We start from the raw sequence: 25,389 nt of genomic DNA on the forward strand, positions 1-25,389 counted from the left end.
AGCGAAGACCTGTCAACCGGCAACATTCGCCTTTTCGTGCAATTCGTTCTGGTTTCGACCGTCACGATGTGGACACAGAGTGATGGGCGTCTGTCCAGATCATGGCGGAGGGGGATATCTTCCTGCCCTAACCTAGCCCCTGTGTCGGGGGCAACGCCTACCGGCGGCTGGTTGGTCATGGGAGGTAGTCGGTGTCAGGAGTGCGTTTTGGACGGGTTTTCGCCGTCGCGGCGGCTGCGTCGCTGGCGCTGGCGGGCTGTGCAGGCGGCAGCAGCTCGTCCGGCAGCGGTGACAGCAGCACGCTGAAGATCGGGTTCATGGGTGACCTCACCGGTGAGAACTCCGGGATCGTGATCCCGCCCCGTAACGGCGCCAAGCTCGCTATCGACGAGTACAACAAGACGAACCCGGCGATCAAGCTGGAGCTCAAGGAATACGACAGCCAGGGCAAGCCCGAGCAGGCGACGTCGCTGATCGCGACGGCCGTCGGCCAGGACAAGATCACCGCGCTGATCGGCCCGGCGTTCTCCGGTGAGTCGAAGGCCATCGGCGGTCAGCTGGAGCAGAACAAGATCCCGAGTGTCTCGCCCTCGGCCACCAACGCGGGCCTCTCCTCCAACGGATGGAAGTACTGGCACCGCGTCGTCGCGAGCGACGCCAGCCAGGGACCGGCGATCGCCAACTTCCTCGTCACGGCGAAGTCGCCCAAGAAGGCCTACATCATCTCGGACGACCAGGAATACAGCGTCGGCCTGGCCGACAACTTCGAGAAGACCCTGAAGGAGAAGAACGTCCCGACCGAGCGCGACAAGTTCGCCAAGGACGCGTCGGACTACTCCTCGACCGTGCAGAAGGTCAAGGCCGCGAACCCGGACATCATCCTCTTCGGTGGCTACTACGCCCAGGGTGGCCGTCTGCTCAAGCAGCTGCGTGACGGCCAGGTGACCGCCACCTTCGCGACCGGTGACGGTTCGCTCGACGCCCAGCTGATCAGCGGTGCCGGTGCCGCGGCCGCCGAGAAGGCCGTCGTCGGCTGCCCGTGCAACATCCCGGACGCCGGCTCCACCGACGAGTTCAGCACCAAGTACAAGGCCGCGTTCAACGTGGACCCGGCGATCTACTCGAGCGAGGGTTACGACGCCGCGACCGCCATCATCAACGCGGTCAAGTCCGGCGCCAACACCTCGGAGAAGATCAACGAGGCCCTCAAGACGATCGACTTCAAGGGTGCCTCGAAGCAGATCAAGTTCAAGGAGAACGGCGAACCGTCGACGGAAGCGATCAACATCTACCAGGTCACCGGTGGTGTCCTGAAGAACCTCGGCGTCTCGACCGAAGCCAAGCTCAACGGCTGACGGAGCAGATAGGAACACCTAACGGAAGCGGGGGCGCTGTGCGATCACAGCACCCCCGCTTCCCGCAAATGTGGCGAAAGAAATCCTCGCCCCGTCCCGTAAGGCATCCACGTCATGCTTCAAGACCTGCAAGCCCAGTTCCTCGGTAGCACCATCGGCGGACTGGTCGCCGGAAGCATCTACGCCCTCATCGCCCTCGGCTACACAATGGTCTACGGCGTGCTCCGGCTCATCAACTTCGCGCATTCCGAGATCTTCATGATCGGGACGGTCACGTCCCTGTTCGTCCTGATCACCATCGCGGGCGGCACCGCCCCGATCACGCTAGGCGTGTTCGGGATGATCGCCGTACTGCTGTTGATCATCATCGCTTCGGCCGCCGTATCCGGTGGTGCGGCGGTCCTTCTGGAGCAAGTGGCCTACCGGCCGCTCCGCAAGAAGGGCGCGACCCGGCTCGCCGCCCTGATCTCCGCCATCGGTGCCTCGCTGTTCCTCCAGGAACTGTTCGGCCTCGAGATCATCGAATGGATCACCGACAAGTCCGGCCGCGTGCAACAGAACGCGCCGCGTTTCATCCCGCACGAGGAGCTGTTCCGCATCGGCAACGGTGTGGTCCGCACGGACCACGTGTTCGTCGTCGTCGGTGCCGTGATCATGATGGTCGTCCTCGACCAGCTGGTCAGCCGCACCCGCATCGGCCGAGGTATCCGCGCCACCGCGCAGGATCCCGAAGCCGCCGTGCTGATGGGCGTCAGCATCGACAAGATCGTGCGCCTCACCTTCCTCCTCGGCGGCGCGATGGCCGGTGTCGCCGCCGCGCTGTACGTGATGGAGTACGAGAACACCGACTACCGCATCGGGTTCCTCCTCGGCATCAAGGCGTTCACCGCGGCCGTGCTGGGAGGTATCGGCAACCTGCGCGGCGCCCTGCTGGGTGGCATCGTGCTCGGTTTGGTGGAGAACTGGAGTTCCATCTTCTTCGGTTCGGCTTGGAAGGACGTCACCGCCTTCGTGGTACTGGTGCTGGTCCTGATGTTCCGTCCCACCGGCATCCTCGGTGAATCGCTGCAGCGGGCACGCGCATGAAGGGCAACGAAGAAGTGGCTGAAAAGTCCCCAGAGAACGGAAAGCCGACGCGCGCCGGCTTCCACCCCGTGGACGGTATGCGGGATTGGTGGGCACGCGCTCCGCATTGGCAACGCTATGGCGTGTACATCGCCCTGATCATCGGCGCGCTGATCCTGCCCGCGCCCGCGATCGGGTCGTTCATGTCGCCGGAATCGGACTGGACCACGGTCCTGATCTTCCCGGTCGGGGTGTACATCCTGCTGGCGATCGGCCTGAACATCGTGGTCGGCCACGCGGGCATGCTGGACCTCGGGTTCGTCGCGTTCTTCGCGATCGGCGCGTACACGCTCGCCGTGATGGGCACCCTGCACGGCTGGGGATTCTGGGGCACGCTCGTGCTCGGTATCTTCCTGGCGGCGATGTCAGGGGTGATCCTCGGTGCTCCGACGCTCCGGTTGCGCGGTGACTATCTGGCCATCGTGACCCTCGGCTTCGGTGAGATCGTCCGGATCACCGCGACGAACACCGACGCCATCGGCGGCGCCCGCGGTATCACCAACATCCCGCACCCGGAGCCCATGTTCGGGACCGAGTTCCTGCTCGACCCGGCGCCGTACTACTACCTGATCCTCGCGGCGATCGTGATCGCGATCATCTTCTCGGTGCGGCTGCACAAGAGCCGGGTCGGGCGGGCGTGGGCGGCCATCCGCGAGGACGAGGACGCCGCCGAGCTGATGGGTGTCCCGACGTTCAAGTTCAAGCTGCTGGCCTTCGCCATCGGCGCCATGCTCGGCGGTATGGCCGGTGTGGTCTACGCCAGCAAGGCCGTCTTCATCGAGCCGAACAACTTCCCGTTCATCCTGTCCGCGACCATCCTCGCGGCCGTGGTGCTCGGGGGCGCGGGCAACCTGCCCGGCGTCATTCTCGGCGCGTTCCTCGTCGCCTGGCTTCCGGAGCGGTTCCGGTTCCTGTCCGAGTACCGCATCCTGATCTTCGGTGGTGTGCTGGTGCTGATGATGGCGCTGCGGCCGGAGGGTCTGCTGCCGTCGCGGCAGCGCAAGGCGGAACTACATGAGGGAACGGGCGGGATGGGTGCCTTGGGCGCCGAAGTCGCGGGTCCGGACTCCGAGGCTTCGGCGGAGGTGACGAAATGAGCGCGTTGCTCGAATTCGACAACGTGACGATGCGCTTCGGCGGTGTCACGGCCTTGAAGGAAGTCGACCTCACCATCAACCAGGGTGAGATCTTCGCCCTGATCGGCCCGAACGGCGCGGGGAAGACCACGGTCTTCAACGTGATCACCGGCGTCTACCGGCCGACCGAGGGCCAGGTGCGCTTCGGGGACACCCGGGTCGACGGAATGAAGCGGTTCAAGGTCAACCAGGCCGGGATCGCCCGGACGTTCCAGAACATCCGGCTGTTCCACAACATGTCGGCGCTCGAGAACGTCATGGTCGGCGCGGACTCGCACCACAAGACCGGCGCGATCTCGGCGACGCTGGGCCTGCCCATCCACAGCAAGGAGGAGAAGCGGGGCCGCGAACTGGCGAGGGATCTGCTGGACTTCGTCGGCATCGGCCGGGTCGAGCACAACACCGCGAAGAACCTCTCCTACGGCGACCAGCGCCGTCTGGAGATCGCGCGTGCGCTCGCGACCGACCCGAAGCTGCTGCTGCTCGACGAGCCGGCCGCCGGCATGAACCCGGCGGAGAAGAACTCGCTGCAGGAACTGATCCGCAAGATCCGCGACGACGGCCGCACCGTGCTGCTCATCGAGCACGACATGGGCCTGGTCATGCAGATCGCCGACCGGCTGGCCGTGCTCGACTTCGGCCAGAAGATCGCAGAAGGGCTCCCCCACGAGGTGCAGAACAACCAGAAGGTGATCGAGGCTTACCTGGGGGTGGCGGAAGATGCTTCTTGAGGTTCAGGACATCAACGTCCACTACGGGAAGATCGCCGCGCTCAAGGGAATGAGCATCGACGTCGACGAGGGCGAGATCGTTTCGCTCATCGGGGCCAACGGTGCCGGCAAGACCACGACACTGAAGACGATTTCGGGCCTGCGTCCGCTGACCAGCGGCCGGATCCTCTTCGACGGCAAGGACATCTCGAAGACCCCCGGGCACAAACGGGTCGAACTCGGGATCGGCCAGTCACCGGAAGGCCGGGGTGTGTTCCCCGGTATGACGGTGCAGGAGAACCTCTTGATGGGTGCCTACACCCGCAAGGACGATCTGAAGGCCGACCTCGAAGAGGTCTACGAGCTGTTCCCGCGGCTGAACGAGCGCAAGACGCAGTTCGGCGGCACGATGTCCGGTGGCGAGCAGCAGATGATCGCCATCGGCCGCGCGCTGATGACCAAGCCCAAGGTGCTGCTGCTCGACGAGCCGTCCATGGGCCTGGCGCCGATGCTGATCGCGCAGATCTTCGACATCATCCGCGAGATCAACAAACGCGGGACCACGGTCCTGCTGGTGGAGCAGAACGCGCAGCAGGCGTTGAAGCTCTCCGACCGCGCGTACGTGCTGGAGACCGGTGAAGTGGTCAAGAGCGCCCGCGGTGCCGAGCTGCTGGACGACCCGCAGGTGCGGGCCGCCTACCTCGGTGGCGATCTGGGCGTCTGACGCCTTTCGGGAAGGGCCCCGTCGCGTTTCGCGGCGGGGCCCTTCTCATGCCAGCTTGATGTCGGTTCCGGTGAGGTTCTTCATGTCGGTCAGCGTCGGACCGCCGAAAGCCCGCAGCACCACGGGTTTCGCTTCCTTGGGCAGGTCGAAGTAGAGGTCGAACTCGACCCGTACACCGCGCCCCAGCTCGAACTTGTCCGGCTGCCGTTTGATCGTCATCGCCTGGTTGTCGACCGCGATCACCGCACCGGAATCGGTGATCAGCTGCTGGCGCCGGGTGTCGAAGAGGATGCCGGACACGCCCTTGCCCGTGACCACCAGCCGGAGCCGGACGAACCCTCCCTTCGCCTCGAACTCGGTGTGACTGCCGGTGAGGCTGGGCAGCCCGGCGGCCAGCCCGATGAGGGAGAACTCGGTCTCCCCGTTGAGCGCGGGCGGCAGGTGCAGCGCGGTCTCGTCCGGCCGGACCTCCCGGGCGGGGAGGTCGTAGACGGGTTTGGCGGGTGGCGGTTCCTGCCCCGTGGAGCAGCCGGCGAGCAGGGCCAGGACCGAGGCCGCCACGGTCAGGCGCTTCCTCATCGGATCACCTCCACGCTCAGGTGTGGAACACCGATTCTGCCCGGTCCGGGGCTACTGTGCGGCTGTGGAGTTACGACGTCTTCGATATCTGTGTGCCGTGGCGGAGGAGGGGCATCTGACCCGCGCGGCGGAGCGCCTCGGCATCCGGGCGTCGTCGCTCAGCCAGCAGATCATCGCATTGGAACGGGAGCTGGACGCGGCACTGTTCGTCCGCACCCAGGCCGGGATGACACCCACTGCCGCCGCCCTGGCGCTGCTCCCCCACGCCCGGCGGATGCTGGAAGAGGCCGACCTCGGCGCACGGGCCGTCCGCGACACCGTGGGCAGGCCGCTCCGCGTCGGCGTGACGCCGGGCGCGCCGACGGCCGTGCTTTCCGCCCTGTACTCGGAGGCGGTGGAGATCGACGACCTCTCCGCGGCACGGCAGCTCGAACTCCTCCGCCGCGGCGCGCTCGACGCCGGACTGCTCGCCCTCCCGGAAGACGTGGACGGGCTGCGGGTGGCCGTCGTGAGCGAGCGACCGCTGGGTGTGCTCGTCGCGGACACCCACCCGCTCGCCCGACGGGACTCCGCGGGCTGGGAGGACTTGGCCGGGCTGGACCTCCTTCTGTACGAACGGGATCTGGCCCCGGGGTATCACGACGCGCTGCTCGCGGACTGCGCGGCGGCGGGCTGGCGGCCGGCGCGCGTACGTTCCGGGCCGCCCCGGCGGTCGCTGTTCGTCGCCGAACTGCGGTACGGCGGCGACGTCGTCGCCTTGCGCCCCGAGGAAGAACCGGCCGAAGGTCTGCGACGGCTGCCGCTGCGGGAGGCGCCTGTCGTCCGGCACGCGCTCGTCTGGGATCCGGCGCACGAATCCTCGGAGCGGATCGCGGCGCTGGTATGACAGCGCGCACAACGGATTCCCGTGCCACCCGCCCGACCTCTCCTGTTCGGTGACGACGGACGGCCGTTCGGATCCGCCTCGTGGACGGCGTCCTCGGTTCGCGATTACCTCACGGTGTTCGAGAACGAAGGAGAATCGTCATGCGACAGTGGGGTTTCGTGTACTTGGCCGACGGCTGCGACCCGGCGCGGGACGTGTCCCGTGTGGACAGTGGGGAATGCCTGACGGTGCTGATCGGGGTCGGCCGGGTGGACCAGGTCGTCGCCGCTGCCCGGCGGCTGGTCGACGAAGGGGCGCAGCTGATCGAGCTGTGCGGCGCGTTCGGTCCCGTTTGGACGGCACGCGTGATCGAGGCCGTGGGAAGTGAGGTTCCGGTCGGGAGTGTCATGTACGGCGCCGAAGCCACGGAACAGCTTCACGACCTGTTCGGGGTCTAGCAGTCGTCGATATGCGCGGATTCGACGCAGGCGGCGGGCTCGGCGTGGCCCGCCGCCTGGTACAGCAGGGTGTACAGCGTCTCGCGCTGATCCTTGTCCAGCGCGCCGAGCACCTCGTCTTCGACCGCGGCGAGGGCGAACTCGGCCTTGACGAGCTGCTTCAGGCCGACGTCGGTGAGTTCGACGATGTGGCGGCGCCGGTCCGCCGGTGATCGCCTGCGTTCGATCAGGTTCGCGGACTCGAGGTCGTTCAGCAGCCCGACGACGTTGGTGCTGTCCATCTCCAGCGTCTTCGCGAGGTCCTGCTGCGAACAGCCGCCGAGGTCGCGCAGCACGGTCAGCGCGACGAGATGCCGCGGCCGCAAGCCGAGCGGGGTCAGAACGGACTCGCTGCGCAGCCGGATGCGGCGGGTGACGTGGTCGAGCAGCGCTCCGCAACGGTGCGGGGGCTGGTTCACGACCGGGAGCTCGGACACTCGTCAAGTGTACGTTCCCACATGATGACCACCACAGCATCAATGGTTTGCGTTACACAAACTATCTATGCAAGATGGTACGTATGACGAACCTGCTGCACATCGACTCCAGCATCACGGGCGAGCACTCGACCAGCCGTCGCCTCACCGCGCGGGCGGCCGCGGCCTGGCGTGCGGCGCATCCGGAAGGCACCGTCACCTATCGCGACCTGGGTGCCGACCCGCTGCCACATCTGGACGCGGCGGCCAACGCGGCCAAGGGGACGCCGCCGGAGCAGCACACTCCGGAGCAGGCCGCGGCCTGGCGGCTCATCAAGGAGCTCGTCGACGAGGTGAAGGCGGCCGACACGATCCTGCTGGGCCTGCCGCTGTACAACTTCGGCCCGCCGAGCACGGTCAAGGCCTGGGTCGACCACCTGATCGCGCCCGGCCTGTCGATCGACATGGAGACCAGGGAAGGCCTCCTGGGCGGCCGCGATTTCATCGTCCTCGCCGCACGCGGCGGCGGATACGGCGCGGGCACGCCACGCGAGGGCTGGGATCACGCGCAGTCCTGGATCCCCCACGGCCTCTCGCTGACCGGCCTCGAGCCGCGGTTCGTCACCGCCGAGCTGACCATGGCGAAGACCAACCCGGCGATGGCGGACCTCATCCCGCTGGCCGACGAGAGCCAGGCCGAGGCGGAACGCGCCATCGACGCCTTGTGGACTCCCGTGGCCGCCTGACTCGTGAGTGGCAAGGACGGTTCTAGCCAAGGTGTCTTGGCTAGAACCGGCTTCCGGCTGCCGCCGGTCTCAGGCTCGGTCGGTGAAGGTGCTGGAGGTGTGTTGCGAAAGCCACTTTCGCAACCTTCAACGTTGCGAAAGTGGCTTTCGCAACCCGGCCACCTAAGACACCCTGGCCCTAACCGTCCTCACCACTCACGAGGGCTCAGCCGATGCCCGCCGCGAAGACGTGCATCGCGCTGTTCGACGGCAAGGTCACCGCGACGACCTCCTTCCCCGCGGTCAGCGGGACGGAGTTCGCGAACACCCGGTAAGGCGTGGTCGGATACGCCGCTCCCGTGCGGGTGTTCTTGCCCAACACCGTCGCCACCGTCGTCGCGCCGTACTGAGCGGGGTCGGCGCAGCACCAGTTGGGGAAGCCGAGTTCGGCCTGGCTGGTACTGCCGTCGGCGTAGCGGACGACGACCGTGCCCTTCGCCGTGCCGGTACCGGTTCCGGCCAGCACGAGCTTCGCCCCGGTGCCCCGCACCGCGATCGTCTGGCCGGCCGCGAGGACGTTGTCCTTCTGTCCCGAACCGGTCTGCGGCCACGTCAGCTGCGCACCGAGCGCGGAGAAGCCCGCCCCCGGCTTGAGACCCGCTTCGGCGAGGCCTTCCGCCCGGAAGCTGCTTCCACCGCCGTCGAGATCACCGGCCGCGACGTGGGCCGCGTCGGTGACGCCGACGTTTCCGTAGGCCGCGGCCAGCGAAGCATGCGGCACGGTGACCGTCACCGAGTCGGTGACCCGGTTCTCCCCGAGCCGCGCCTTGTACGACGCCGACCCGGCGAGCTGGTAGTCGTCCGGCTTGATGCCCGCCTCCGGCGTCACCTGCACCGGGACGTGGACGGTCTTGCCGGGCATCACCAACCGCGGGCCTGCGGGCACCTCGACGCGGAAGCCGTTGGCGGACAGGGAGAACGAGACGTCCCGGACGGGCAGTGGCGTGCCGTTGGTGAAGCTCAGCGTGCCCGTCGCGGTCTGGCCCGGACCGGCGACGGCCGGCACGGAGAGAGCGACCGAACCGTTGCGGTCTTCGGGGAAGATCCCGCCGACGGCGCTCGTGCCGAACAGCCGGACGTCCTGGCGGTCACCGGCGCCGATCTTGCCGGTCTTGACCCGCGCGACCCCGCCGGTGGCCGGATCGAACCACCAGCCCGACGGCGCCGCGTCCAGTTCGGCCTTGCTGCCGTACTGCCGCAGGACGGAGTTCCCGGCCAGCACCGTCGCGGGCTTGCTTCCCGTGTGGACGGTCAGCTGGTAGTTCCGCGACGCGGGTTTCCCGGCGTAGGAACCGGAACTGGCGCCGATCCCGACCGTCACCGTGCCGAGCCCGGATGTCGGCGCGTCCACGGTGAACGTCTGCTTCGCCTGATCGCCGTTCTTGTAGGCACGCGTGACGCCGTCGTCCTCGGTGAGCGTGAACGAACCCTTGCCCTGCGGGTAGACATCGAGATCGAGCACGCCCTTGTCCCGCGTCTGCCACGATTTCGTGCCCTCGGCCCACATCGGCACCACGGCCCCCGCACGGACGAACAACGGCAGCGTGTCGAGCGGCGCGTCGTAACCGTCCACAGTGGTCGGACCGGTGTAGGTCTTGCCGCTCCAGTAGTCGACCCAGGTGCCCTTAGGCAGGTAGATGCCGTTGCGGACGGTGGAGTTCTCGTACACCGGCGCGACCAGGAAGTCCTTGCCGGACAGGAACTCGTACTTCGCCTTCTCGCCCCAGACGTTCGGGTCGTCCGGGTATTCGAGCGCCAGCGGGCGGACCTGGCCGACGCCGGTCTTGTGCGCCTCCACCGAATGACTGTAGGTGTAGGGCAGCAACCGCTCCTTGAGCAGCAGGTACTTGCGGTTGATCGAGGTGTACGGCTCGCCGTACCGCCACGGCTGCTTGTCCGACGCGGCCCAGCCGTCCATCGTCATGGAGACCGGCAGGAACGCCTTCCACTGCAGATCGCGGACGTAGGTCTGCGGGCTGCCGCCGAAGATGCCGTCGATGTCGCCGGTGTTGTACGCCATGCCGGACGTCGTGGCGCCGGCGTAGGTCGGGATCTGCCACTTGATGTAGTCGTAGGAACCGGCCTGGTCGCCGCTCCACAGCACGCCGCAGCGCTGCGCGCCCGCCCAGCTGACCGGTGTCCAGACGAAACCGCGCGCGTCGCTGTTGTCCTCGATGCCCTTGTAGGCGGTGTCGCAGGCGTCCAACGCGAACTCGTACCCCGGACCGACCCACGCGACGTCGAGTTTGCGGACCCGGACCCCGGCCTTGACCTCTTCGACCTGGTTCGGCACGCCGTTCTCGGTCCACAGCCCGAGCTGCATGTTGTTCTTGCGGAGGCCTTCGCCGGTCTGCTGGAGGTTTTCGTACCCGCAGCCGTAGCCGTCGTTCACGAGCATCCAGCCGTTGGGCATCCCGTGCTCGGTGTAGCCCTCCGCGACCTTCACCGCGTCCAGTGTGTGGCGCTCACCGCGGTTGGCGTTGTGCAGGTAGCAGTCGGCGTCACCGTGTTCGAGACCGTAGAGCGGTGGCAGGAAAGGCTTCCCGACCAGATCGGTGTAACCGGTGATGACATCCTTGAGCCCGTCGCCGACGACGTAGGTCGCGTCGAAGCGGCGCTCGTCGTGCGTGGTGCGCACCGGCTCGGTGAAGGCGTAGGTGCCCTGCGCGAAAGTGTTGCGCAGCACGCCGTACCCCACGGTGGAGGCGTAGAACGGCTGCGAGTTCGGGGCTCCGCCGTCGTTCCAGTTGTAGTCCGCGAAGATCCGGATCGTCTGGCCGCGGTGGCTGAAGCGGCCGTTCTGCTCGCCGCCGCCCACGAACTGCTCGGTCGCCGTCCGGGCGAGGGTCTGTGTGGTCTGCTTGTCGGTCCAGGACAGCGGCGCGGACTCCTCCCAGAGCCGCTTGCGGTCCGCGCCGTCGTACAACGCGAGCCGTAGCGGGTGCTTGTACGCCCGCAGCGTCGCCTTGCCCGTGGAAACCGCCCAGTAGTCCCCCTTGTCCGTCCTCTTCGGGGTGACCGGGTCGCCCGTACGCGGTAGCACGATCTTGCTCCCGGCCGGATCGGTGAACGTGCCGTCCGGCGCCAGCCAGACCCGGACGGCGCCTTCGGCCGGGAAGCTCACGCGGACCGCGGCGCTTCCCGATTTCAGTGTGACCGTGGGGCCCTCGGTCGAGATCCCAGTCAAATCGCCCAGCTTCCCGGACGCCGCCGCGGCCGGGTCGGCGTGGGCGGCGACCGGGGAAAGCCCAAGTAAGGCCACTGCGGCCAAACAACCCAGGGATTGCGCAACTCTGCTCATTCGAGACACCTTTCGCGCATGAATACGCAAGATGGTCTCTGTATAGCGCACGGTTCGCGCAAAGTCATCCGCCGAAGCGGTGCTGCCGACTTTCGTCGGGTCGCGCGAAGATCCTTATGGGGCAACGGGTGTGCGTGCCCCGGATGTCATGAAAGGGTCGTTCAGGACATCTTTCGTCCTGAACGACCCTTTCATGACACTCGGGACCGGAGAGGTCAGACCGCTTGGACCTCGACCCCGGCGGCCTCGAACGCCCGCAGCACCTTCGGGTCGGCGTTCGAATCGGTGACCAGAGCATGCACCTGCGGAGTCGCGCAGATCCGCGCGAACGCCCGTCGGCCCAGCTTCGAACCGTCGGCGACGGCGACCACGCGCTCGGCCCGCTCGACCATCAGCCGGTTGATACTCGCCTCGCCCTCGTGGTGCGCGAAGGCGCCCGCGTCCGCGTCGAACGCGTCGACACCGAGGAACAGCAGGTCGATCGTCAGTTCACTGAGGACACGGGTGGCCAGCGGGCCGCTGAGCTCGAACGACTGCGGACGCGCGACACCACCGGTGACCACGATCTTCACATGTGGCCGGACCGCGAGTTCGTGCGCGATGTTCAGCGCGTTGGTGACCACCGTGAGCCCTGGCGAATCACGGAGACCGGCGAGATCGGACCGCGTGGCCAGCGATCGCGCGACACCGGCCGTCGTCGTCCCGCCGTTGAGGCCGACCACCATGCCCTGCGCGACGAGCGCCGCCGCGGCGACGCTGATCCGCTGCTTCTCGGGCACGTGCCGCGCGGTCTTGTACCGCAGCGGCAGGTCGTAGGCGAGGTCGTTGGCCACCGCGCCACCGCGGGTGCGGGTGAGCAACTGTTGCTCCGCCAGGTGATCGAGGTCGCGCCGGATCGTGGCCGCGGAGACGTTCAGCTCCTCGGCCACGTCCTCGACGTCGATCTTCTCCCGCTGCCCCAGCAGGTCCAGCAGGGTGCTCAGCCGTTCGTGCCGGGCCATCGGCGCCACTCCTAGCTCGCTGCGGCCTATCGCGCATACCGGTGCGCTGTTGGCCACTGTTTCGAGCAGTATGCTGCATCGCGGTTGTCCGCCGCGAGCGGCACGCCGGTCGAGTGGCCCAGCCGGTCACTTCATCCGGAAGTCGTGCTGTTCCGGCAGCGGTTCTTCGGAAACCGCCGCCCAGGTGTCGGACAAAGACGTTTCCCCTTCCCTGATGTTCGCGACCTCGAAACCGCTGTCGTACACGGCCTTGGCCCCGGCGGGGTCGCCGAGGGCGAGCCGGGTCCGAGCGGTCAGGAGGGCGATCCGCCCTTCCACGGGCAGCCCGTCCAGCAGCACACTCGCTTCGTCCGGGAGCCCCGCGGCGAGTTGAGCCGCGATGGCCTCGACGACCAAAGGACGCAGTGACGGCGCCAGGGCGACCGCCCGCCGGTACAGCCAGGCCGCCTCGTGCCCGGCGGTGGCGACCGCGAGATTCCGGAGCGCCCAAGGATTCTCGGCCGCCGAGACCGACTCGCGCCACGCCCCGACCGCGTCCGAATGCCGTCCGGCCGCCCAGTGCGCGACGCCGCGGTGATACCAGGTCAGCCAGTTCCTCGGGGCGTACTCCATGAGATCCGCCCAGTACCGGTTCACCAGCGTGGCCGGCGGAACGGCGAGCGGATCGCCGTCGGGCGGCGTCCCGTCGAGCAACGCGAGCCACGGCTCCTGGTCCGGCCCCAGCGATTCGTCCGGGAACGGTGTGCCGGGAAGACACATGGGCGCGCGCCGGTTCTCCAGCGCGCCCCAGCCGGAACCGGTGGCCAGAAACGATTCCGGAGTGACGTCGGCGATCTTCCGCCAAGCGTCGTGGAGCTCGTCCATGGTCTCCGCCGACGGCAGACCGGCGGCCACGGCTTCGCGAGCCGCCGTCCAGTCGTCACCGTGCACCGCGGCGGGATCCGCGGTGACCGGCCCATAGGCCTCCAGCCAGTCCCAGCTCTCCCCCGGTGGCAACCGAAGATGCTCCAGCTGGGTGCGGGCCAGCCCGGCCTGGATCTCCAGATAGCCACCGGCGTCCGGTGCCAGCCAATCCTGCCAGCGACGTCCGCCGGTGGATTCGCCCCACAGGAACAGCTTCCGGCCGCGCAACCGGCTGGTGGACAGCTGAGCGAGCCCGGTTCCGTCGGCTTCGACGGCCGCGACCCACGGTCGTCCGGTCACCTCGAAGAAGTAGTCCGCCGCGGCCTCCGCCCGAGCCGGATACGTCAGCTCGCCGGGAACGTCGACCAGGTCGAGCCGTCCCGAATAGCCGTAGTGCCAGGCCTGCGTCGCGGGCGCCAGCACCCTGGTGCCCTCGTTCCGCGGCACAGCGATGTTCGACCACCAGTACACCGGGACGTCGTAGGGATGCGGGTTGCGCACCCGCACCGCCACGAGCAGCTGCTCCGACCCTTCCGGCAGCCAGAAATCGACCTGGTACGGCAGGTCGCGGGTGCGTTCCCACTCCCACAGGCGCAGGACCGGCGTGCCGTCCGGTCCCTCGATCTCCGCGGCGAACATCGGCTCGCAGGTCAACGTCGTGTGCCCGGTGCTGCCGAGGTTCCATTCGACACCACCGGCGAACCACGCGTCCCGAAGGGCGAGGTTCGCCGGCTGGAACACCGGGTTGCGATAGAGCAGCTCGCGTCCGGACGGCTTGTGGACCAGTGAGTACAGCCGTCCGCCCAACGACGGCAGCACGGTGGCGCGGAGCTTGTCGTTCTCCAGCACCAACGCTGGAATCTCGCGTTCCGTGCGCTCCCGGGTATAGCCGTCTTGCAGCGAGCACGGCAGCGGGGTGTCCAGGCGGCCGTAGCCGATGTTCTCCGCCAGATCCGGCGGCAGCTCGTCCACATTGGACACCTTGGCCACGGCCTCCGGTTTCCGGAGCGGGGGCAACGGGTTCTCCGGCCCCAGCTCGGCGGCCGGGAGCACCAGCCCGGTGCGGTACAGGCTGGTCATGCGTCCGGGAGCCGATCGCCGGTGGCGGCGTCGAACAGGTGCACCGCACCCGGTTGCGGCGTCAGGGTGATCGGCTCGCCGCGCTGCCACGGGGCCATTCCCGGAGTACGGACGGTCAGCACGCGGTCGCCGTCCCGGCAGTAAAGGTACTGGTCGCTCCCCAGTTCCTCGACGACCTCGACGACGGCCTCGAAACCGCCGTCACCGATCGTCCAGCCTTCGGGCCGGACGCCGACGACGATACCGGGCCCGGTCAGCGCCGAACGTTGCGCCGGGGTCAGCGGAAGCCGCGTCCCACCGGCGACGGCGCCATCACTGTCCACAGTGGTCTCCAGCAGGTTCATCGCGGGCGAGCCGATGAACCCGGCGACGAACACGTTGACCGGCTTGGCGAACAGCCCGACCGGCGTGTCGCACTGCTGAAGGATCCCGTCCTTCAGCACGGCGACCCGGTCTCCCATGGTCATCGCCTCGACCTGGTCGTGCGTGACATAGAGCGTGGTGATGCCCAGCCGCCGCTGCAGTGACGCGATCTGGGTGCGTGTCTGCACCCGGAGCTTGGCGTCCAAGTTGGACAGTGGCTCGTCCATCAGGAACACGCTGGGCTCGCGCACGATCGCCCGCCCCATCGCGACGCGCTGCCGCTGACCACCGGACAGCTTCGCGGGTTTGCGGTCCAGGTACTCGGTCAGGTCGAGCACGGCCGCGGCCTCGCGCACCTTGCGGTCGCGTTCGGCCTTGGGCATCTTCGCCAGCTTCAGGTGGAAGCCGATGTTCTCCCCCACCGTCATATGCGGGTAGAGCGCGTAGTTCTGGAACACCATCGCGATGTCCCGGTCCTTCGGCGGCAGTTCGGTGACGTCGCGGTCGCCGATGTGGATGGAGCCGTCGTCGACGCCTTCCAGCCCGGCGAGCATCCGCAGCGTGGTCGACTTCCCGCAGCCGGACGGGCCGACCAGCACCAGGAACTCGCCGTCGGCGACCTCGAGGTCGAGGCCGTCGACCGCGGGACGGTCCACTCCCGCGTAGAACCGGGTGGTGTCGAAGAAGGTCACGGTGGCCATCAGGTCCTACTTTCCGGCGCCGAGAGTCAGGCCGGTGATGATCCGGCGGGCGAGCACGAGGTAGAGCACGAGCATCGGGAGCACGACGATCGCCACACCGGCGATCAAGCCGCCGTACTCCGACTGGTAGCTCGCCGCCCCGTAGAAGGTGAAGAGCGCGCGCGACAGCGTGAAATGCGCCTGGTCCTTGAGGAACACGATCGCCAGCAGCGTCTCGTTCCACAGCCCGATGGCGTTCAGCGTCAGCGCGGTGATCATGCCGCCCCGGGTGAGCGGCAGCATGACCGAGAAGAACGTGCGCGTCGGCGACGCGCCGTCCAGCGCGGCCGCCTCCTCCAGTTCGTCCGGCAGCGACCGGAAGAACCCGGTCATCAGGAACACCGTGAACGGGATCGACAGCGCCACGTACAGCACGAACAGGCCGTATTCGTTGTCCAGGTGCACCTTGCTGAGCACCACGAACAGCGGGATGATCACGGTCTGGAACGGCACGCCCATGCCGATCGCGACGACGTTCGTCATCGGCCCGGCACCGCGGACGCCGAGCCTGGTCAGGGCGTACGCACAGGGCGCCGAGACGGCGACCGTGACGACCGTCGCCAGCCCGACCAGGATCACGGTGGTCAGCACGGCCTCGCCGAAACCGGCGTTGTTCCAGGCGTAGATGAAGTTCCGGAACGGCTTGCCGACCTTGAACCACTGGTACGGCAGGTCGAGCGGCTTGGTGAAGATCTCCACCGGTGTCTTGAACGACGCCGTGAGCAGCCAGTACAGCACCAGGATGTTGCCTGCGGTGAACAGCCACACGATCGTGGAACCCAGCACCCGCAACGGGCTGAACCGTTTGGAGCCGGGCGCCGGACGCGGTTTGCGTGGCGGTTTGCGCACCGGTTTCGCCGCTCGCCGCGCGGGCGCCTCGACGTCGGTGACGGACATGGGATCTCCCTCAGAACTGGATCGCGTCACGGCGCATCAACCGGCGGAGCAGGACGACGAGCACGGACACCAGCGCGATCATCGCCACCGCGCAGGCGCAAGCGGCGCCGAAGTCCGGGGTGCCGTTCGAGCCGAAGGTCCGGTCGAACACGTAGATCCCCAGCGTCCACGCCTCGTTGGGCGGGGCGTAGGTGCCCGGGCCGGCCAGCACGAACACCAGCTCGAAGATCTTGAGCGCGTTGATCGTCCACAGCACCCCCGCGACGCCGACGACGTCCCAGGTCATCGGCAGCGTGATGTTCTTGAACTTCTGCCACGGCGAGGCCCCGCCCAGCTCCGCGTCTTCGTAGAGATACGGCGGGATGCGGTCGACCGCGGCCATCAGGATGGTGATGTAGAACCCCGAGCTGGCCCAGATCAGCGAAGCCGTCACCACACCGGTCACATTGGACGGTGCGAGGAACTTGGCCGCGTCCGCGCCGAGGCTTTCCAGCACGTAGTTCGCCAGCCCCTGTTTCCCCGGCTGGTACTTGAAGACGAAGCCGAGGAACATGCCGAGCGCCACCGGCGCGACGATGTTCGGGAAGAACAGGATCGCGCGGACGATCTTGCCGCCCTTCATGTCCCGCAACACCATGGTGAACAGGAACGCCAGCGCGAACGTGCCGATCCCGCCGAGGAACACGTAGATCAGCGTGTTGCGGAAGGCGTACTGGAACGAGTCGCTCGCCCACATCTGCGTGTAGTTGGTGACGCCGTTGGGTTCCGGCGTGTCCCCCGCCCCGGCCCAGCTGGTGAAGCTCAGCACGACGGTCGCGATCGTCGGCAGGACCAGGAAGGCCAGGTACAGCACCAGCGCCGGCGCGGCGAACGGCCAGAACAGCCGTTTCTTGCGACTCAGGTGCGCCCCGGCCTTCACGGCCCGCACCGGCGGCGTCGTGACCGAGGCCATCAGCCCTGGTTCTTCCAGAACTCGGCGCCCTTGGTGGCGAGCTGGTCCACGAACTGCTGCGGGGTGATCTGGCCCTTCAGCAAGGCGATGTCGGCGGGGTCGAAGACGTCGGTCTGCCATTTGCCGCCGGCGATGCCGTCGATCCCGTCGTACTGCAGGACGTGTTCCTTCTTCGGGTCGTCCAGCGCGGCCTTGACCTGCTTGAGGTCGTCCGGCACGGCGAGGTCGGCACGCGGCACGAGGTTGTCGGCCACGATCGGGATCCCGGCGAGCAGGTCCTTGTTGAGGAAGTAGGCGATGAACGCCTTGGCCGCCTCGGCGTGCTTGGCCTTCTTGGTCACCGAGAAGCCGATCGACATCTGCTCGACGGTGTCGTGCGTGGCGCCTTCGGGCATCGGGAACTGGAAGGAGCCGTAGTTGATCTTCGTCCCGGCGCCCTGCTTGTCCAGGTACTCACGGGTCTCGCTCGGCGCCCAGCTGCCGACGTAGAGGAACCGGGAGTCGCCGTCCGCCCAGCGCTGCTGAACCTGCGGGAACTTCGCCGCGTCCCAGCCGTCGATGAAGTACTTGGGCAGCTTCGCGGTTTCGGTGGCGGCCTTGAGGAAACCGGGCTCGGTCTTCCACGCCTGACCGGTCTTGTCGGTCGCGGCCTTGTACAGCCCGCCCGCGCCGACGTACCGCTCGGCGAGCTGGGTGTAGAAGTACATGTTGTAGAACGGGATGTCGCCGTCGAGGCTGATGGCGGCCTTGCCGTCGGCCTTCGCCTTGTCGAAGAGGCCGATCAGCTCGTCCATCGTCTTCGGCTGCTGGATGTCGCCGGCGCTGTCCTTGTTGAACCACCAGGCACTCGACTGGATCGTGTACGGGACCATGAAGTTGTGGCCCTCGCGGTCCTTGTTCTGCGGGAAGTCGTACGAGCTGGGCGAAAGCACGTCCTTGACGGTCTTGTCGCCCTCGCCGACCTTCATCGCGAACACGTCGTCGACGCTCTGCGTGCCGCCCGGCGTCATCACGGCCGCGCCGACCTTGCTGACGTCCTGGTCGAACAGATCGGGCACGGCGTCGGTGTTCAGCGCGGGCACCAGGTTCTGCGTGTAGGCCTTGCGGCCCAGCCACTGCACGTCGACCTTGACGCCCGTCTTCTCCTGGAAGCATTTGAAGGCCTTCTGGAGGACCTTGCCCTGCGGCTCGTCGGCCGTCCACATGGACCAGTACGTGAACTCCTTGTCCGTCACGGGTTTCACCCCCGCTTCCGGACAGGGCGCGTTGAGGAACTGGTCGACGCCCGGAAGCGCGTTCTCGCCGGTGCCACCGGCCACGTCCCCGCCGCCGCATCCCGCGAGCAGGAGCGCCGCCCCTGCCGTCGCTGACATGACTGTCGTGAGCCTGCCTACCCGCATCCGCCACCACCTGGATCGAAGATCACACAAGTTCTGCTTGTTGTTGCGCAGTTTTGTGAGGTTTCGCGCACATGTCAACAGTCAATCGCGCAAAGTCTGCTCAATCGTCACCTTGACCGGTTCAACATGATCAAGCTTGAGCACATCGAGCAGCCGCCGCACCTCGACGGCGACCGCCGCACGCCCGGCACCGAGATACTTCCGGGGGTCGACACGCTCCGGATGCGCGCGCCAATCCTCCACCGCGGCCCCGGTGAACACCTTGTTGAGCTGGGTGGCGATGTTGATCTTCGTCATCCCGGCCCGGACGGCCTCGGCCAGCCCGTCGTCCGGCACGCCGGACGAACCGTGCAGCACCAGCGGCACCGGCACCCGCTCCCGAAGCCGCGCGATCAGCTCGAAGTCCAGCGCGGCGTCACGGGTGAGCATGGCGTGCGAACTGCCCACCGCCACCGCGAGCGCGTCGACCCCGGTGGACGCGACGAACTCCGCCGCCTCGTCCGGGTCGGTGCGGGCGCCGGGCGCGTGGACGCCGTCCTTGCCCCCGACCTCGCCGAGTTCGGCCTCGACCCAGACCCCGTGGTCGTGGCAGTACGCGGCGACTTCCCGGGTGGCGCGCACGTTGTCGCCGTAGTCCAGTTTGGACGCGTCGAACATGACGGAGCCGAAGCCTAGCGCGACCGCCTCGCGGACCAGATCGGCCGATTCCGCGTGGTCGAGATGCACCGCGACCGGCGTGGCGGCCCCTCTGGCCGCCGCGAGGGCCGCCGCGCCGACCGGCGCCAGCGAGCCGTGGTACTTCACGGCGTTCTGGCTCAGTTGCAGGATCACCGGCGCCCGCGCCGCGGCGGCGCCGTCGACGATCGCGGTGAGGTGTTCGAGCTGGATCGCGTTGAACGCGCCGCAGCCGTGCCGGGCCGCCGCGGCGGCGCCGACGATCTCCCCGGTTCCCACCAGAGGCATGACGTTCTCCTAGTCCGGGTGGGCGCGCACGGCGACCAGCCCCTGTTCGGTTCGGTAGTGCGCGAGGTCGACGTCGCCGGCGAGCGGGCCCAGCACGGCCGCCCCGGACAGCGCGACGGCCCGGCGCAGGATGTCCGGCCACGGTTCGACGCGGCTGAGCCCCAGCGCCAGCGCCGCGACGACGGCGTCGCCCGCGCCGGTGGTGTTGCCACGGAGCACAGTGGACGGTTCCGCGTGCCAGACGCCGGAGCCGGTCACCGCCAGCAGCCCGTCGGGACCGAGCGAGACCACGACGGCGCCCGCCCCGGCGTTGCGGAGTTCGGCGGCGGCGGCCACCGGATCCCGCAGTCCGGTGACCTCGCGCAGTTCGTCGGCGTTCGGTTTGACCACGGACGGCTTCCCGGCGAGGCCGGCGAGCAGCGCCTCACCGGAAGTGTCCAAGATGGACGGTGTGTCGCCGAGGAGCCCGGCGTATCCCCCCGCTCCCGGCGGGAGGCTGCCCGAACAGACGAGCACGTCCGGCTTCCGGGCCCGGACGGCCGCCGCAAGCGCTTGCCATTCGTCCCCGGTGAGCCGTGGCCCGGGCTCGTTGAGCAACGTGACGGATCCGTCGTCCGCGAGCACCGTGGTGGTGCGCCGGGTTTCGCCGCGGATCGGAACGACGCCCGCCGGGATGCCCGCCGCCGCGAGATCACCCACGACGGCCGTTCCCGTCGGGCCGCCGGCCGTGACGATCGCGCGGACGTCGGCGCCGATCGTGTGCAGCACGCGGGCGACGTTGACGCCCTTGCCGCCCGCCCGGTGCCGTACGGTCCGCGCGCGGTGCACGGCACCGGGCCACAGACCGTCCACTGTGTACGTGACGTCCAGCGCGGTGTTCGGCGTGACGGTGACGATCACGGCTGCCTCACTGTCTGATGGTGGACCCGCGACCGCGGCCGACGCTGCTTGGTCTTCCCTCGGTCACTTTCCGAATACCTCACGGCTCCGCCGGCGAGCCTTCAGGTCAGGACGACGGAACGGGTGAGGCTGCGGGGGTTGTCGGGGTCGAGGCCCTTGCGGGCGGCGATGGCCCCGGCGACGCGCTGCGCGCGGACCAGGTCCGCCAGCGGGTCGAGGCCGCTCTCGACGAACAGGCCACCCGCGCGGGCGACGTCGTCGGCCAGCCCTTCCGGTGCCTGCCCGAACATCCAGGTCACCCGGCCGGGTTCGCTGATGCTGATCGGCCCGTGCCGGTAGTCCCACGCCGGGTAGGACTCCGTCCACAGCAGGCACGCCTCGCGGAACTTGAGCGCGGCCTCGTTCGCGATGCCCACCGACCAGCCGGTGCCGAGGAAGCTGAACTGCTCCGCGGCGACCAGCTCGTCGGGCAACGGCTCGGCGAGCACCCGCTCGGCCTGATCGGCGACCGTGGTCAGGTCGTCGCCGAGATGGGCGCGCAGCATCGCCAGCGCCGTCGTGGCGAACCGGGTCTGCACGACCGACCGCTCGTCCACCACGGAGAGGTCGACGATCGTGTCCGCGGCGGCCTCGATCTCGCGCGGCACGCCGGTGATCGCGATGGTCGGCGTCCTGCCCCGCAGCTTCGCCAGCAGGGCGTGGACCTCGGTGGTCGTGCCCGACCTGGTCAGCGCGACGACGTGGTCGTAGCCACGGCCCTCCGGGAACTCGGACGCGGCGAAGGCGTCGGTCTCGCCGAGCCCCGCGGACTCGCGGAGGACGGCGTACGCCTGGCCGATGAACCACGACGTGCCGCAGCCGACGATCGCGACCCGCGCGCCCGGCGGCGGCAACAGGTCACCGTTCGCCGAGGCCAGCGCCGCCGCTTCCCGCCAGCAGCCGGGCTGGCTCGCGATCTCCGCCGCCATGAAGGTCCCGCTCATGAACTCCCCATCCGTGCCAGTTGTGCGCAATAGCTGTCACGTTAGGTGCAGTTTTGTGCAACGTCAATGCTCTGTTAGCGCACTTTCACGCATTTGCTCCGCGCAGATGTGCAGGATGGACCAGTCGCCTACCGTGGACGGATGCGGATCGTCTCGCTGCTCCCCGCCGCGACCGACTTCGTCGCGGCTCTCGGGCTCCTGCCGTCGCTGACGGGCCGGACCCACGAATGCGACTGGCCACCCGGCGCGCTCGACGGCGTCCCGGTGGTCACGAGCAGCGCGATCGACCACGACCTGCTGTCGAGCAGGGAGATATCGGTGGCCGTCGGCGGCGAGCATCGCGGTTCGGCCCTGTACTCCCTGGACGCCGGGCTCCTCGCGGCGGCCGAACCCGACGTCGTGCTCACGCAGGACCTCTGCGACGTCTGCGCGATCTCCTACCGGCAGGTGTCGGAAACCGTGCGCGCGATGGACGGCGACACGCGGGTGGTCAGCCTCGAACCGCGAACGCTCGACGGCGTCTTCGGCTGCTTGACCACGCTCGGCGAGGTGCTGGGTGTACCCGAACGCGCGGCTTCCGAGGCTCGTCTTCTCCGGGAACGCATGGCGGCGGTCCGGGACCGCGTCGCGGGACGACCGCGGCCGAGGGTGGCGGCCATCGAATGGCTCGACCCGCTGTGGCCCGCCGGCCACTGGGTCCCGGAGCAGATCGACGCCGCCGGTGGCGTCCCGCTGCTCGCCGCCGCGGGCGAGCACACGCGGCCGATCACGTGGGACACCGTCGTCGAGGCACGACCCGACGTACTGCTGCTGATGCCCTGCGGTTTCCCGCCGGCGCGGACCGAGGCGGAACTACCGCTGCTGACCGGTTTGCCGGGCTGGGACGACATCCCGGCCGTGCACATCCTGGACGGGCCGGCCTTCTTCAACCGGCCCGGTCCTCGCGTCGTCGACGGCGCCGAGATCCTCGCCGACCTCCTGCATGGGTGACCGGCGTCACTCCGAAAGCTGTCACAACCTCTCCGTCCGGCTCGTCATGTAGGCAGCAATCGACCGAGAGGAAAGATCATGGAACCGCGAATCAACCTGTTCGAGAACGACGTCATCCTCAAGTACGTCAAGCGTCTCGGCGCCGCGAACCGGCCGATCGAGGAGTCCTCGCTGCCCCACGCGACCCAGGAACTGGTGAAGCTGCGCGCCAGCCAGATCAACGGCTGCGGTTTCTGCACCGACATGCACAGCAAGGACGCCGCGCACGCCGGTGAGACCTCGGTTCGGCTCAACCTGGTCGCGGCGTGGCGGGAGGCGAACGTGTTCACCGAGCCCGAGCGCGCCGCCCTCGCGCTCACCGAGGAGGGCACCCGGATCGCCGACGCGCACCACGGCGTCAGCGACGACACCTGGGCGCAGGTACGCAAGCACTACGACGACGAGCAGATCGGCGCCCTGATCGCGTTGATCGCCGCGATCAACGCGTACAACCGGCTCAACGTCATCGCCCGGACGCCGGCCGGTGACTACCAGCCCGGCATGTTCGACTGATCCTCGCGTCCATCGACAACAGGATCGCTTCGCCGGACAACGATCGAGGTGCGACGGGCTGTTAAACCTGCGGATACCAGCGATCCGGAGGTTTCAGCCCGTGCGACTCGACGTCCGCTTCTTCCCCGTGACCGGGACCCATCCGCTCAGCACCGACCTCGTCGGGCTCCGGGCGAACTTCCATTACGGCTCCGGGAACGTACTGGAGCAGCACTACGCGGACCGGACCACGATGATCTGGACCGGTGTGTCCGGCGATTTCGCCGGCGTCCGGCAGAAGGAAGCGACACTGCGCGTCTTCGAAACCGGTCCGGCGCAGTATTTCGTCACCTGGTACGAAACCGGGACCGTCGCGACGGCCGCGCACGGCGAGATCTTCGACGGCGGTTACCCCATCGCGGTGATGGCCGACTTCGGCCGCTCGATCGCGACGGCGGCCTATACGAATCCGCGTGAGGACGGCGGCCAGTATTTCCTGGTCGACCAGGCGACCATCGAGATTCTGGAGAAGCCGCACGGATGGCCGTCGTTTCCGGCGCCGCGGTCGTGAGCGCGGTTCGGCTCGAACGCGAGCAGTGGCTAGAGCAGGCCGATCGCTCCGGCGGGCCTATGTTCTGAGGTGCATCGTGTTGCGCCTGGGTGTTCCGGTGGGGTCGAGGTAGGCGGGTGGGGTGAATTCGGGGAGTCCGTCTTGGGCGATCTGGACTTTCCATTCGCTGTGGTGGATCAACCGGTGATGCTTGGTGCAGAGCAGCACGAGGTTGTCGATTTTCGTTTCGCCGTGGTGTCGCCAGAAAACAATGTGGTGGGCGGTGCAGCGGGGGACGGGCATGTCGCAGCCGGGGAAGGCGCAGCCACCGTCCCGGATCGTCAACGCATACTTTTGGGCCAGGGAGACGGTGCGTTTCGACCGGCCGATGTCCAGTGGTTCGCCTGCGGTGCCGAGAACACCCGGGCGGATGCGGGCGTCGCAGGCGAGGATGCGGGCGTCGGTGGCGCTGATCGGCCCGACCAGATCCAGATGTGCTTCACCGAGGTCGTTGATCAGATCCTCATACGACATGGTGACCAGGATGTGGGTGGCTTCCCCGGCTTGGCCGGGAAGGTTCCGGCTGGTGGTCTTCAACCGGACGTAGTCGGTGAAGGCATCCCCGTAGCGTTCGTCGTGGCTGCGGGAGTCCCGTACCCCGTCGATGGCTTTATGTGGTTTGGCCATGGGGTCCAGGTCGGATTTCAGGCGGGCGTAGGTTTCCAGGTCGAGCCGAGCCTTGAGACCGAGCGAGCCGTCGCGGTGTTTGACGAACCGTAGTTCGGGGCGGGTGTCTTTTGGGTCTTCGTTGCGGGGCTCTTTGCCGTCCGGATCCAGTTTGTCCAGCAGGCGGCGCCCGGCACGGGCGATCTGCCGGGGCCCCGCCCGACGAGCCAGCTCCACCAGGATTTCCTCCCCGGCCCGCACGTCCTCCTCGGGCACTGTGGAGGGGATACGGGCCAGGGTGCGGATGATCGCGTCGATCTGCGACCCCCCGATCGCGCCCTCGGCGGCCGCCACAGCGGTCAACGGCGCCAGGGGTGGTTCGGGGTCGCCGCCGATTGCGGGGCCGGGATGCAGGGCGAGGACGCGGTCGGCGCGGGCCTCGGCTTCCTTGTCGGTGACCAGCAAGTCCTCGAAGATCAACGCCGCCAACGTCGAATGACCCGAACACCCGCGGATGCCGCGGGCATTGATTTCCGCGAGGATCGCGTTCTGTTCCGCATCTGCCCGACGCTTCAAGATTTCGAGTTCCTGTTTGCGGGCATGCAGCGTCGCGGTGTCGACGCGCCACCACTCGGCGGTCGTCTCTGGGAGTGCGTTGTTGCTGGCCACGACACCGAAACTACTCCGCATCGAACACCTGCGCTAGCTCAAACGGTCCAATACGAGAAATTGCCGAAAAATGGCAACAGCGGAGGGGGCTTAAAGCTGCGAAGCACTCTTAAGCGCGCGAAGAACGACTACATGCGCTTCAGTGCTCACCTAACGCAAAATGTCACCCAGTGACCGTGTCGCGAAAGCCACTTTCGGGACACCAGATGTCGCGAAAGTGGCTTTCGCGACATGCCTCGGCAGCACGCCACGTTCGCTCGCCCCCTCACTAGCCCGAATCGCCGGACCGACGACCGAAGGACCAGGCA

Annotated in this window: 24 protein-coding genes; 11 read left to right on the forward strand and 13 right to left on the reverse strand. The window is 67.9% G+C overall.

All coding sequences use genetic code 11. The features are described 5' to 3' along the window. Positions 1 to 200: 200 nt before the first annotated feature. The 5 genes from ACOCEP_RS37375 to ACOCEP_RS37395 all read left to right on the forward strand — a co-directional run bounded on the left by ACOCEP_RS37375 (position 201) and on the right by ACOCEP_RS37395 (position 5,050). Positions 201 to 1,355, forward strand: coding sequence for a branched-chain amino acid ABC transporter substrate-binding protein (locus tag ACOCEP_RS37375; protein WP_016335493.1), 1,155 nt, complete (start codon positions 201 to 203; stop codon positions 1,353 to 1,355). Positions 1,356 to 1,469: 114 nt separating this feature from the next. Continuing rightward, positions 1,470 to 2,441 (forward strand): branched-chain amino acid ABC transporter permease, encoded by a 972-nt coding sequence (locus ACOCEP_RS37380; protein WP_016335494.1) that lies wholly within the window; start codon positions 1,470 to 1,472, stop codon positions 2,439 to 2,441. Next, positions 2,438 to 3,577: a branched-chain amino acid ABC transporter permease gene (locus tag ACOCEP_RS37385; RefSeq protein WP_072026398.1), complete on the forward strand. Its 1,140-nt coding sequence runs from the start codon at positions 2,438 to 2,440 to the stop codon at positions 3,575 to 3,577. Before ACOCEP_RS37380 ends, ACOCEP_RS37385 begins: the two co-directional genes overlap by 4 nt. After that, complete coding sequence (locus ACOCEP_RS37390) at positions 3,574 to 4,347, forward strand: ABC transporter ATP-binding protein (RefSeq protein WP_482334443.1); 774 nt, start codon at positions 3,574 to 3,576, stop codon at positions 4,345 to 4,347. The genes ACOCEP_RS37385 and ACOCEP_RS37390 overlap by 4 nt, the downstream gene beginning before the upstream one ends. Further along, positions 4,337 to 5,050 (forward strand): ABC transporter ATP-binding protein, encoded by a 714-nt coding sequence (locus tag ACOCEP_RS37395; protein WP_482334444.1) that lies wholly within the window; start codon positions 4,337 to 4,339, stop codon positions 5,048 to 5,050. The genes ACOCEP_RS37390 and ACOCEP_RS37395 overlap by 11 nt, the downstream gene beginning before the upstream one ends. A 45-nt stretch (positions 5,051 to 5,095) precedes the next feature. Here the strand turns inward: ACOCEP_RS37395 and ACOCEP_RS37400 are convergent, their stop codons facing one another. Then, positions 5,096 to 5,629 (reverse strand): hypothetical protein, encoded by a 534-nt coding sequence (locus tag ACOCEP_RS37400; RefSeq protein WP_482334446.1) that lies wholly within the window; start codon positions 5,627 to 5,629, stop codon positions 5,096 to 5,098. A 97-nt stretch (positions 5,630 to 5,726) separates the two neighbouring features. On the opposite strand from ACOCEP_RS37400, the gene ACOCEP_RS37405 reads away from it, so the two are divergent. Beyond that, positions 5,727 to 6,515, forward strand: coding sequence for a LysR family transcriptional regulator (locus tag ACOCEP_RS37405; protein WP_482334447.1), 789 nt, complete (start codon positions 5,727 to 5,729; stop codon positions 6,513 to 6,515). A 140-nt stretch (positions 6,516 to 6,655) separates the two neighbouring features. Beyond that, positions 6,656 to 6,952 (forward strand): DUF6506 family protein, encoded by a 297-nt coding sequence (locus ACOCEP_RS37410; protein ID WP_482334449.1) that lies wholly within the window; start codon positions 6,656 to 6,658, stop codon positions 6,950 to 6,952. Here the strand turns inward: ACOCEP_RS37410 and ACOCEP_RS37415 are convergent. Next, complete coding sequence (locus tag ACOCEP_RS37415) at positions 6,949 to 7,428, reverse strand: MarR family winged helix-turn-helix transcriptional regulator (protein WP_482334450.1); 480 nt, start codon at positions 7,426 to 7,428, stop codon at positions 6,949 to 6,951. The genes ACOCEP_RS37410 and ACOCEP_RS37415 overlap by 4 nt on opposite strands. An 83-nt stretch (positions 7,429 to 7,511) precedes the next feature. On the opposite strand from ACOCEP_RS37415, the gene ACOCEP_RS37420 reads away from it, so the two are divergent. Next, positions 7,512 to 8,153, forward strand: a complete 642-nt coding sequence (locus ACOCEP_RS37420) for an FMN-dependent NADH-azoreductase (RefSeq protein WP_482334452.1) — start codon at positions 7,512 to 7,514, stop codon at positions 8,151 to 8,153. A 205-nt stretch (positions 8,154 to 8,358) separates the two neighbouring features. Here ACOCEP_RS37420 and ACOCEP_RS37425 read toward each other — a convergent pair whose 3' ends face one another. From ACOCEP_RS37425 to ACOCEP_RS37470, 10 genes are all read right to left on the reverse strand, one after another. Continuing rightward, positions 8,359 to 11,454: a TIM-barrel domain-containing protein gene (locus tag ACOCEP_RS37425; protein WP_482334454.1), complete on the reverse strand. Its 3,096-nt coding sequence runs from the start codon at positions 11,452 to 11,454 to the stop codon at positions 8,359 to 8,361. 254 nt (positions 11,455 to 11,708) lie between these two features. Continuing rightward, the gene (locus ACOCEP_RS37430) at positions 11,709 to 12,494 is read right to left on the reverse strand and encodes a DeoR/GlpR family DNA-binding transcription regulator (RefSeq protein ID WP_034316006.1); all 786 of its coding nucleotides are present in this window, start codon (positions 12,492 to 12,494) and stop codon (positions 11,709 to 11,711) included. 126 nt (positions 12,495 to 12,620) lie between these two features. After that, entirely contained in the window at positions 12,621 to 14,477 is a 1,857-nt protein-coding gene (locus tag ACOCEP_RS37435; protein WP_482334456.1) for a DUF5107 domain-containing protein, read from the reverse strand. Further along, the gene (locus ACOCEP_RS37440) at positions 14,474 to 15,541 is read right to left on the reverse strand and encodes an ABC transporter ATP-binding protein (protein ID WP_482334458.1); all 1,068 of its coding nucleotides are present in this window, start codon (positions 15,539 to 15,541) and stop codon (positions 14,474 to 14,476) included. The genes ACOCEP_RS37435 and ACOCEP_RS37440 overlap by 4 nt, the downstream gene beginning before the upstream one ends. Before the next feature lie 6 nt (positions 15,542 to 15,547). After that, on the reverse strand, positions 15,548 to 16,477 hold the full coding sequence (locus ACOCEP_RS37445; RefSeq protein ID WP_482334460.1) for a carbohydrate ABC transporter permease: 930 nt from the start codon (positions 16,475 to 16,477) through the stop codon (positions 15,548 to 15,550). 10 nt (positions 16,478 to 16,487) lie between these two features. Next, entirely contained in the window at positions 16,488 to 17,429 is a 942-nt protein-coding gene (locus ACOCEP_RS37450; RefSeq protein ID WP_482334462.1) for a carbohydrate ABC transporter permease, read from the reverse strand. After that, positions 17,429 to 18,829: an ABC transporter substrate-binding protein gene (locus ACOCEP_RS37455; RefSeq protein WP_482334464.1), complete on the reverse strand. Its 1,401-nt coding sequence runs from the start codon at positions 18,827 to 18,829 to the stop codon at positions 17,429 to 17,431. Before ACOCEP_RS37455 ends, ACOCEP_RS37450 begins: the two co-directional genes overlap by 1 nt. Before the next feature lie 81 nt (positions 18,830 to 18,910). Continuing rightward, a complete protein-coding gene (locus ACOCEP_RS37460) occupies positions 18,911 to 19,792 on the reverse strand; it encodes a class II fructose-bisphosphate aldolase (RefSeq protein WP_482334465.1) in 882 nt (293 codons plus the stop codon). Positions 19,793 to 19,801: 9 nt separating this feature from the next. Beyond that, a complete protein-coding gene (locus ACOCEP_RS37465; RefSeq protein WP_482334467.1) occupies positions 19,802 to 20,692 on the reverse strand; it encodes a 1-phosphofructokinase family hexose kinase in 891 nt (296 codons plus the stop codon). Between the two features lie 101 nt (positions 20,693 to 20,793). Further along, a complete protein-coding gene (locus tag ACOCEP_RS37470; RefSeq protein WP_482334469.1) occupies positions 20,794 to 21,675 on the reverse strand; it encodes an SIS domain-containing protein in 882 nt (293 codons plus the stop codon). Between the two features lie 141 nt (positions 21,676 to 21,816). Between ACOCEP_RS37470 and ACOCEP_RS37475 the strand changes: the two genes are divergently transcribed. The 3 genes from ACOCEP_RS37475 to ACOCEP_RS37485 all read left to right on the forward strand — a co-directional run bounded on the left by ACOCEP_RS37475 (position 21,817) and on the right by ACOCEP_RS37485 (position 23,767). Continuing rightward, positions 21,817 to 22,665 (forward strand): cobalamin-binding protein, encoded by an 849-nt coding sequence (locus ACOCEP_RS37475; protein WP_482334470.1) that lies wholly within the window; start codon positions 21,817 to 21,819, stop codon positions 22,663 to 22,665. A 78-nt stretch (positions 22,666 to 22,743) separates the two neighbouring features. Then, positions 22,744 to 23,217 carry a carboxymuconolactone decarboxylase family protein gene (locus tag ACOCEP_RS37480; RefSeq protein ID WP_126734146.1) on the forward strand — a complete coding sequence of 158 codons (474 nt, stop codon included), beginning with the start codon at positions 22,744 to 22,746 and terminating at the stop codon, positions 23,215 to 23,217. A gap of 100 nt (positions 23,218 to 23,317) precedes the next feature. Next, positions 23,318 to 23,767, forward strand: coding sequence for a MoaF C-terminal domain-containing protein (locus ACOCEP_RS37485; protein ID WP_482334471.1), 450 nt, complete (start codon positions 23,318 to 23,320; stop codon positions 23,765 to 23,767). Positions 23,768 to 23,824: 57 nt separating this feature from the next. On the opposite strand, the gene ACOCEP_RS37490 is transcribed toward ACOCEP_RS37485, so the two are convergent. Continuing rightward, positions 23,825 to 25,102 carry an HNH endonuclease signature motif containing protein gene (locus tag ACOCEP_RS37490; RefSeq protein WP_482334473.1) on the reverse strand — a complete coding sequence of 426 codons (1,278 nt, stop codon included), beginning with the start codon at positions 25,100 to 25,102 and terminating at the stop codon, positions 23,825 to 23,827. Positions 25,103 to 25,389: the final 287 nt, after the last annotated feature.

This window comes from Amycolatopsis sp. CA-211722 (assembly GCF_056828465.1).

Coding starts and splice junctions, on each gene's coding strand:
- ACOCEP_RS37380 (WP_016335494.1), top strand. CDS start 1,470: ATGCTTCAAGACCTGCAAGCCCAGTTCCTCGGTAGCACCATCGGCGGA.
- ACOCEP_RS37385 (WP_072026398.1), top strand. CDS start 2,438: ATGAAGGGCAACGAAGAAGTGGCTGAAAAGTCCCCAGAGAACGGAAAG.
- ACOCEP_RS37390 (WP_482334443.1), top strand. CDS start 3,574: ATGAGCGCGTTGCTCGAATTCGACAACGTGACGATGCGCTTCGGCGGT.
- ACOCEP_RS37395 (WP_482334444.1), top strand. CDS start 4,337: ATGCTTCTTGAGGTTCAGGACATCAACGTCCACTACGGGAAGATCGCC.
- ACOCEP_RS37400 (WP_482334446.1), bottom strand. CDS start 5,629: ATGAGGAAGCGCCTGACCGTGGCGGCCTCGGTCCTGGCCCTGCTCGCC.
- ACOCEP_RS37410 (WP_482334449.1), top strand. CDS start 6,656: ATGCGACAGTGGGGTTTCGTGTACTTGGCCGACGGCTGCGACCCGGCG.
- ACOCEP_RS37420 (WP_482334452.1), top strand. CDS start 7,512: ATGACGAACCTGCTGCACATCGACTCCAGCATCACGGGCGAGCACTCG.
- ACOCEP_RS37430 (WP_034316006.1), bottom strand. CDS start 12,494: ATGGCCCGGCACGAACGGCTGAGCACCCTGCTGGACCTGCTGGGGCAG.
- ACOCEP_RS37435 (WP_482334456.1), bottom strand. CDS start 14,477: ATGACCAGCCTGTACCGCACCGGGCTGGTGCTCCCGGCCGCCGAGCTG.
- ACOCEP_RS37440 (WP_482334458.1), bottom strand. CDS start 15,541: ATGGCCACCGTGACCTTCTTCGACACCACCCGGTTCTACGCGGGAGTG.
- ACOCEP_RS37445 (WP_482334460.1), bottom strand. CDS start 16,477: ATGTCCGTCACCGACGTCGAGGCGCCCGCGCGGCGAGCGGCGAAACCG.
- ACOCEP_RS37450 (WP_482334462.1), bottom strand. CDS start 17,429: ATGGCCTCGGTCACGACGCCGCCGGTGCGGGCCGTGAAGGCCGGGGCG.
- ACOCEP_RS37455 (WP_482334464.1), bottom strand. CDS start 18,829: ATGCGGGTAGGCAGGCTCACGACAGTCATGTCAGCGACGGCAGGGGCG.
- ACOCEP_RS37460 (WP_482334465.1), bottom strand. CDS start 19,792: ATGCCTCTGGTGGGAACCGGGGAGATCGTCGGCGCCGCCGCGGCGGCC.
- ACOCEP_RS37470 (WP_482334469.1), bottom strand. CDS start 21,675: ATGAGCGGGACCTTCATGGCGGCGGAGATCGCGAGCCAGCCCGGCTGC.
- ACOCEP_RS37475 (WP_482334470.1), top strand. CDS start 21,817: ATGCGGATCGTCTCGCTGCTCCCCGCCGCGACCGACTTCGTCGCGGCT.
- ACOCEP_RS37480 (WP_126734146.1), top strand. CDS start 22,744: ATGGAACCGCGAATCAACCTGTTCGAGAACGACGTCATCCTCAAGTAC.
- ACOCEP_RS37490 (WP_482334473.1), bottom strand. CDS start 25,102: ATGCGGAGTAGTTTCGGTGTCGTGGCCAGCAACAACGCACTCCCAGAG.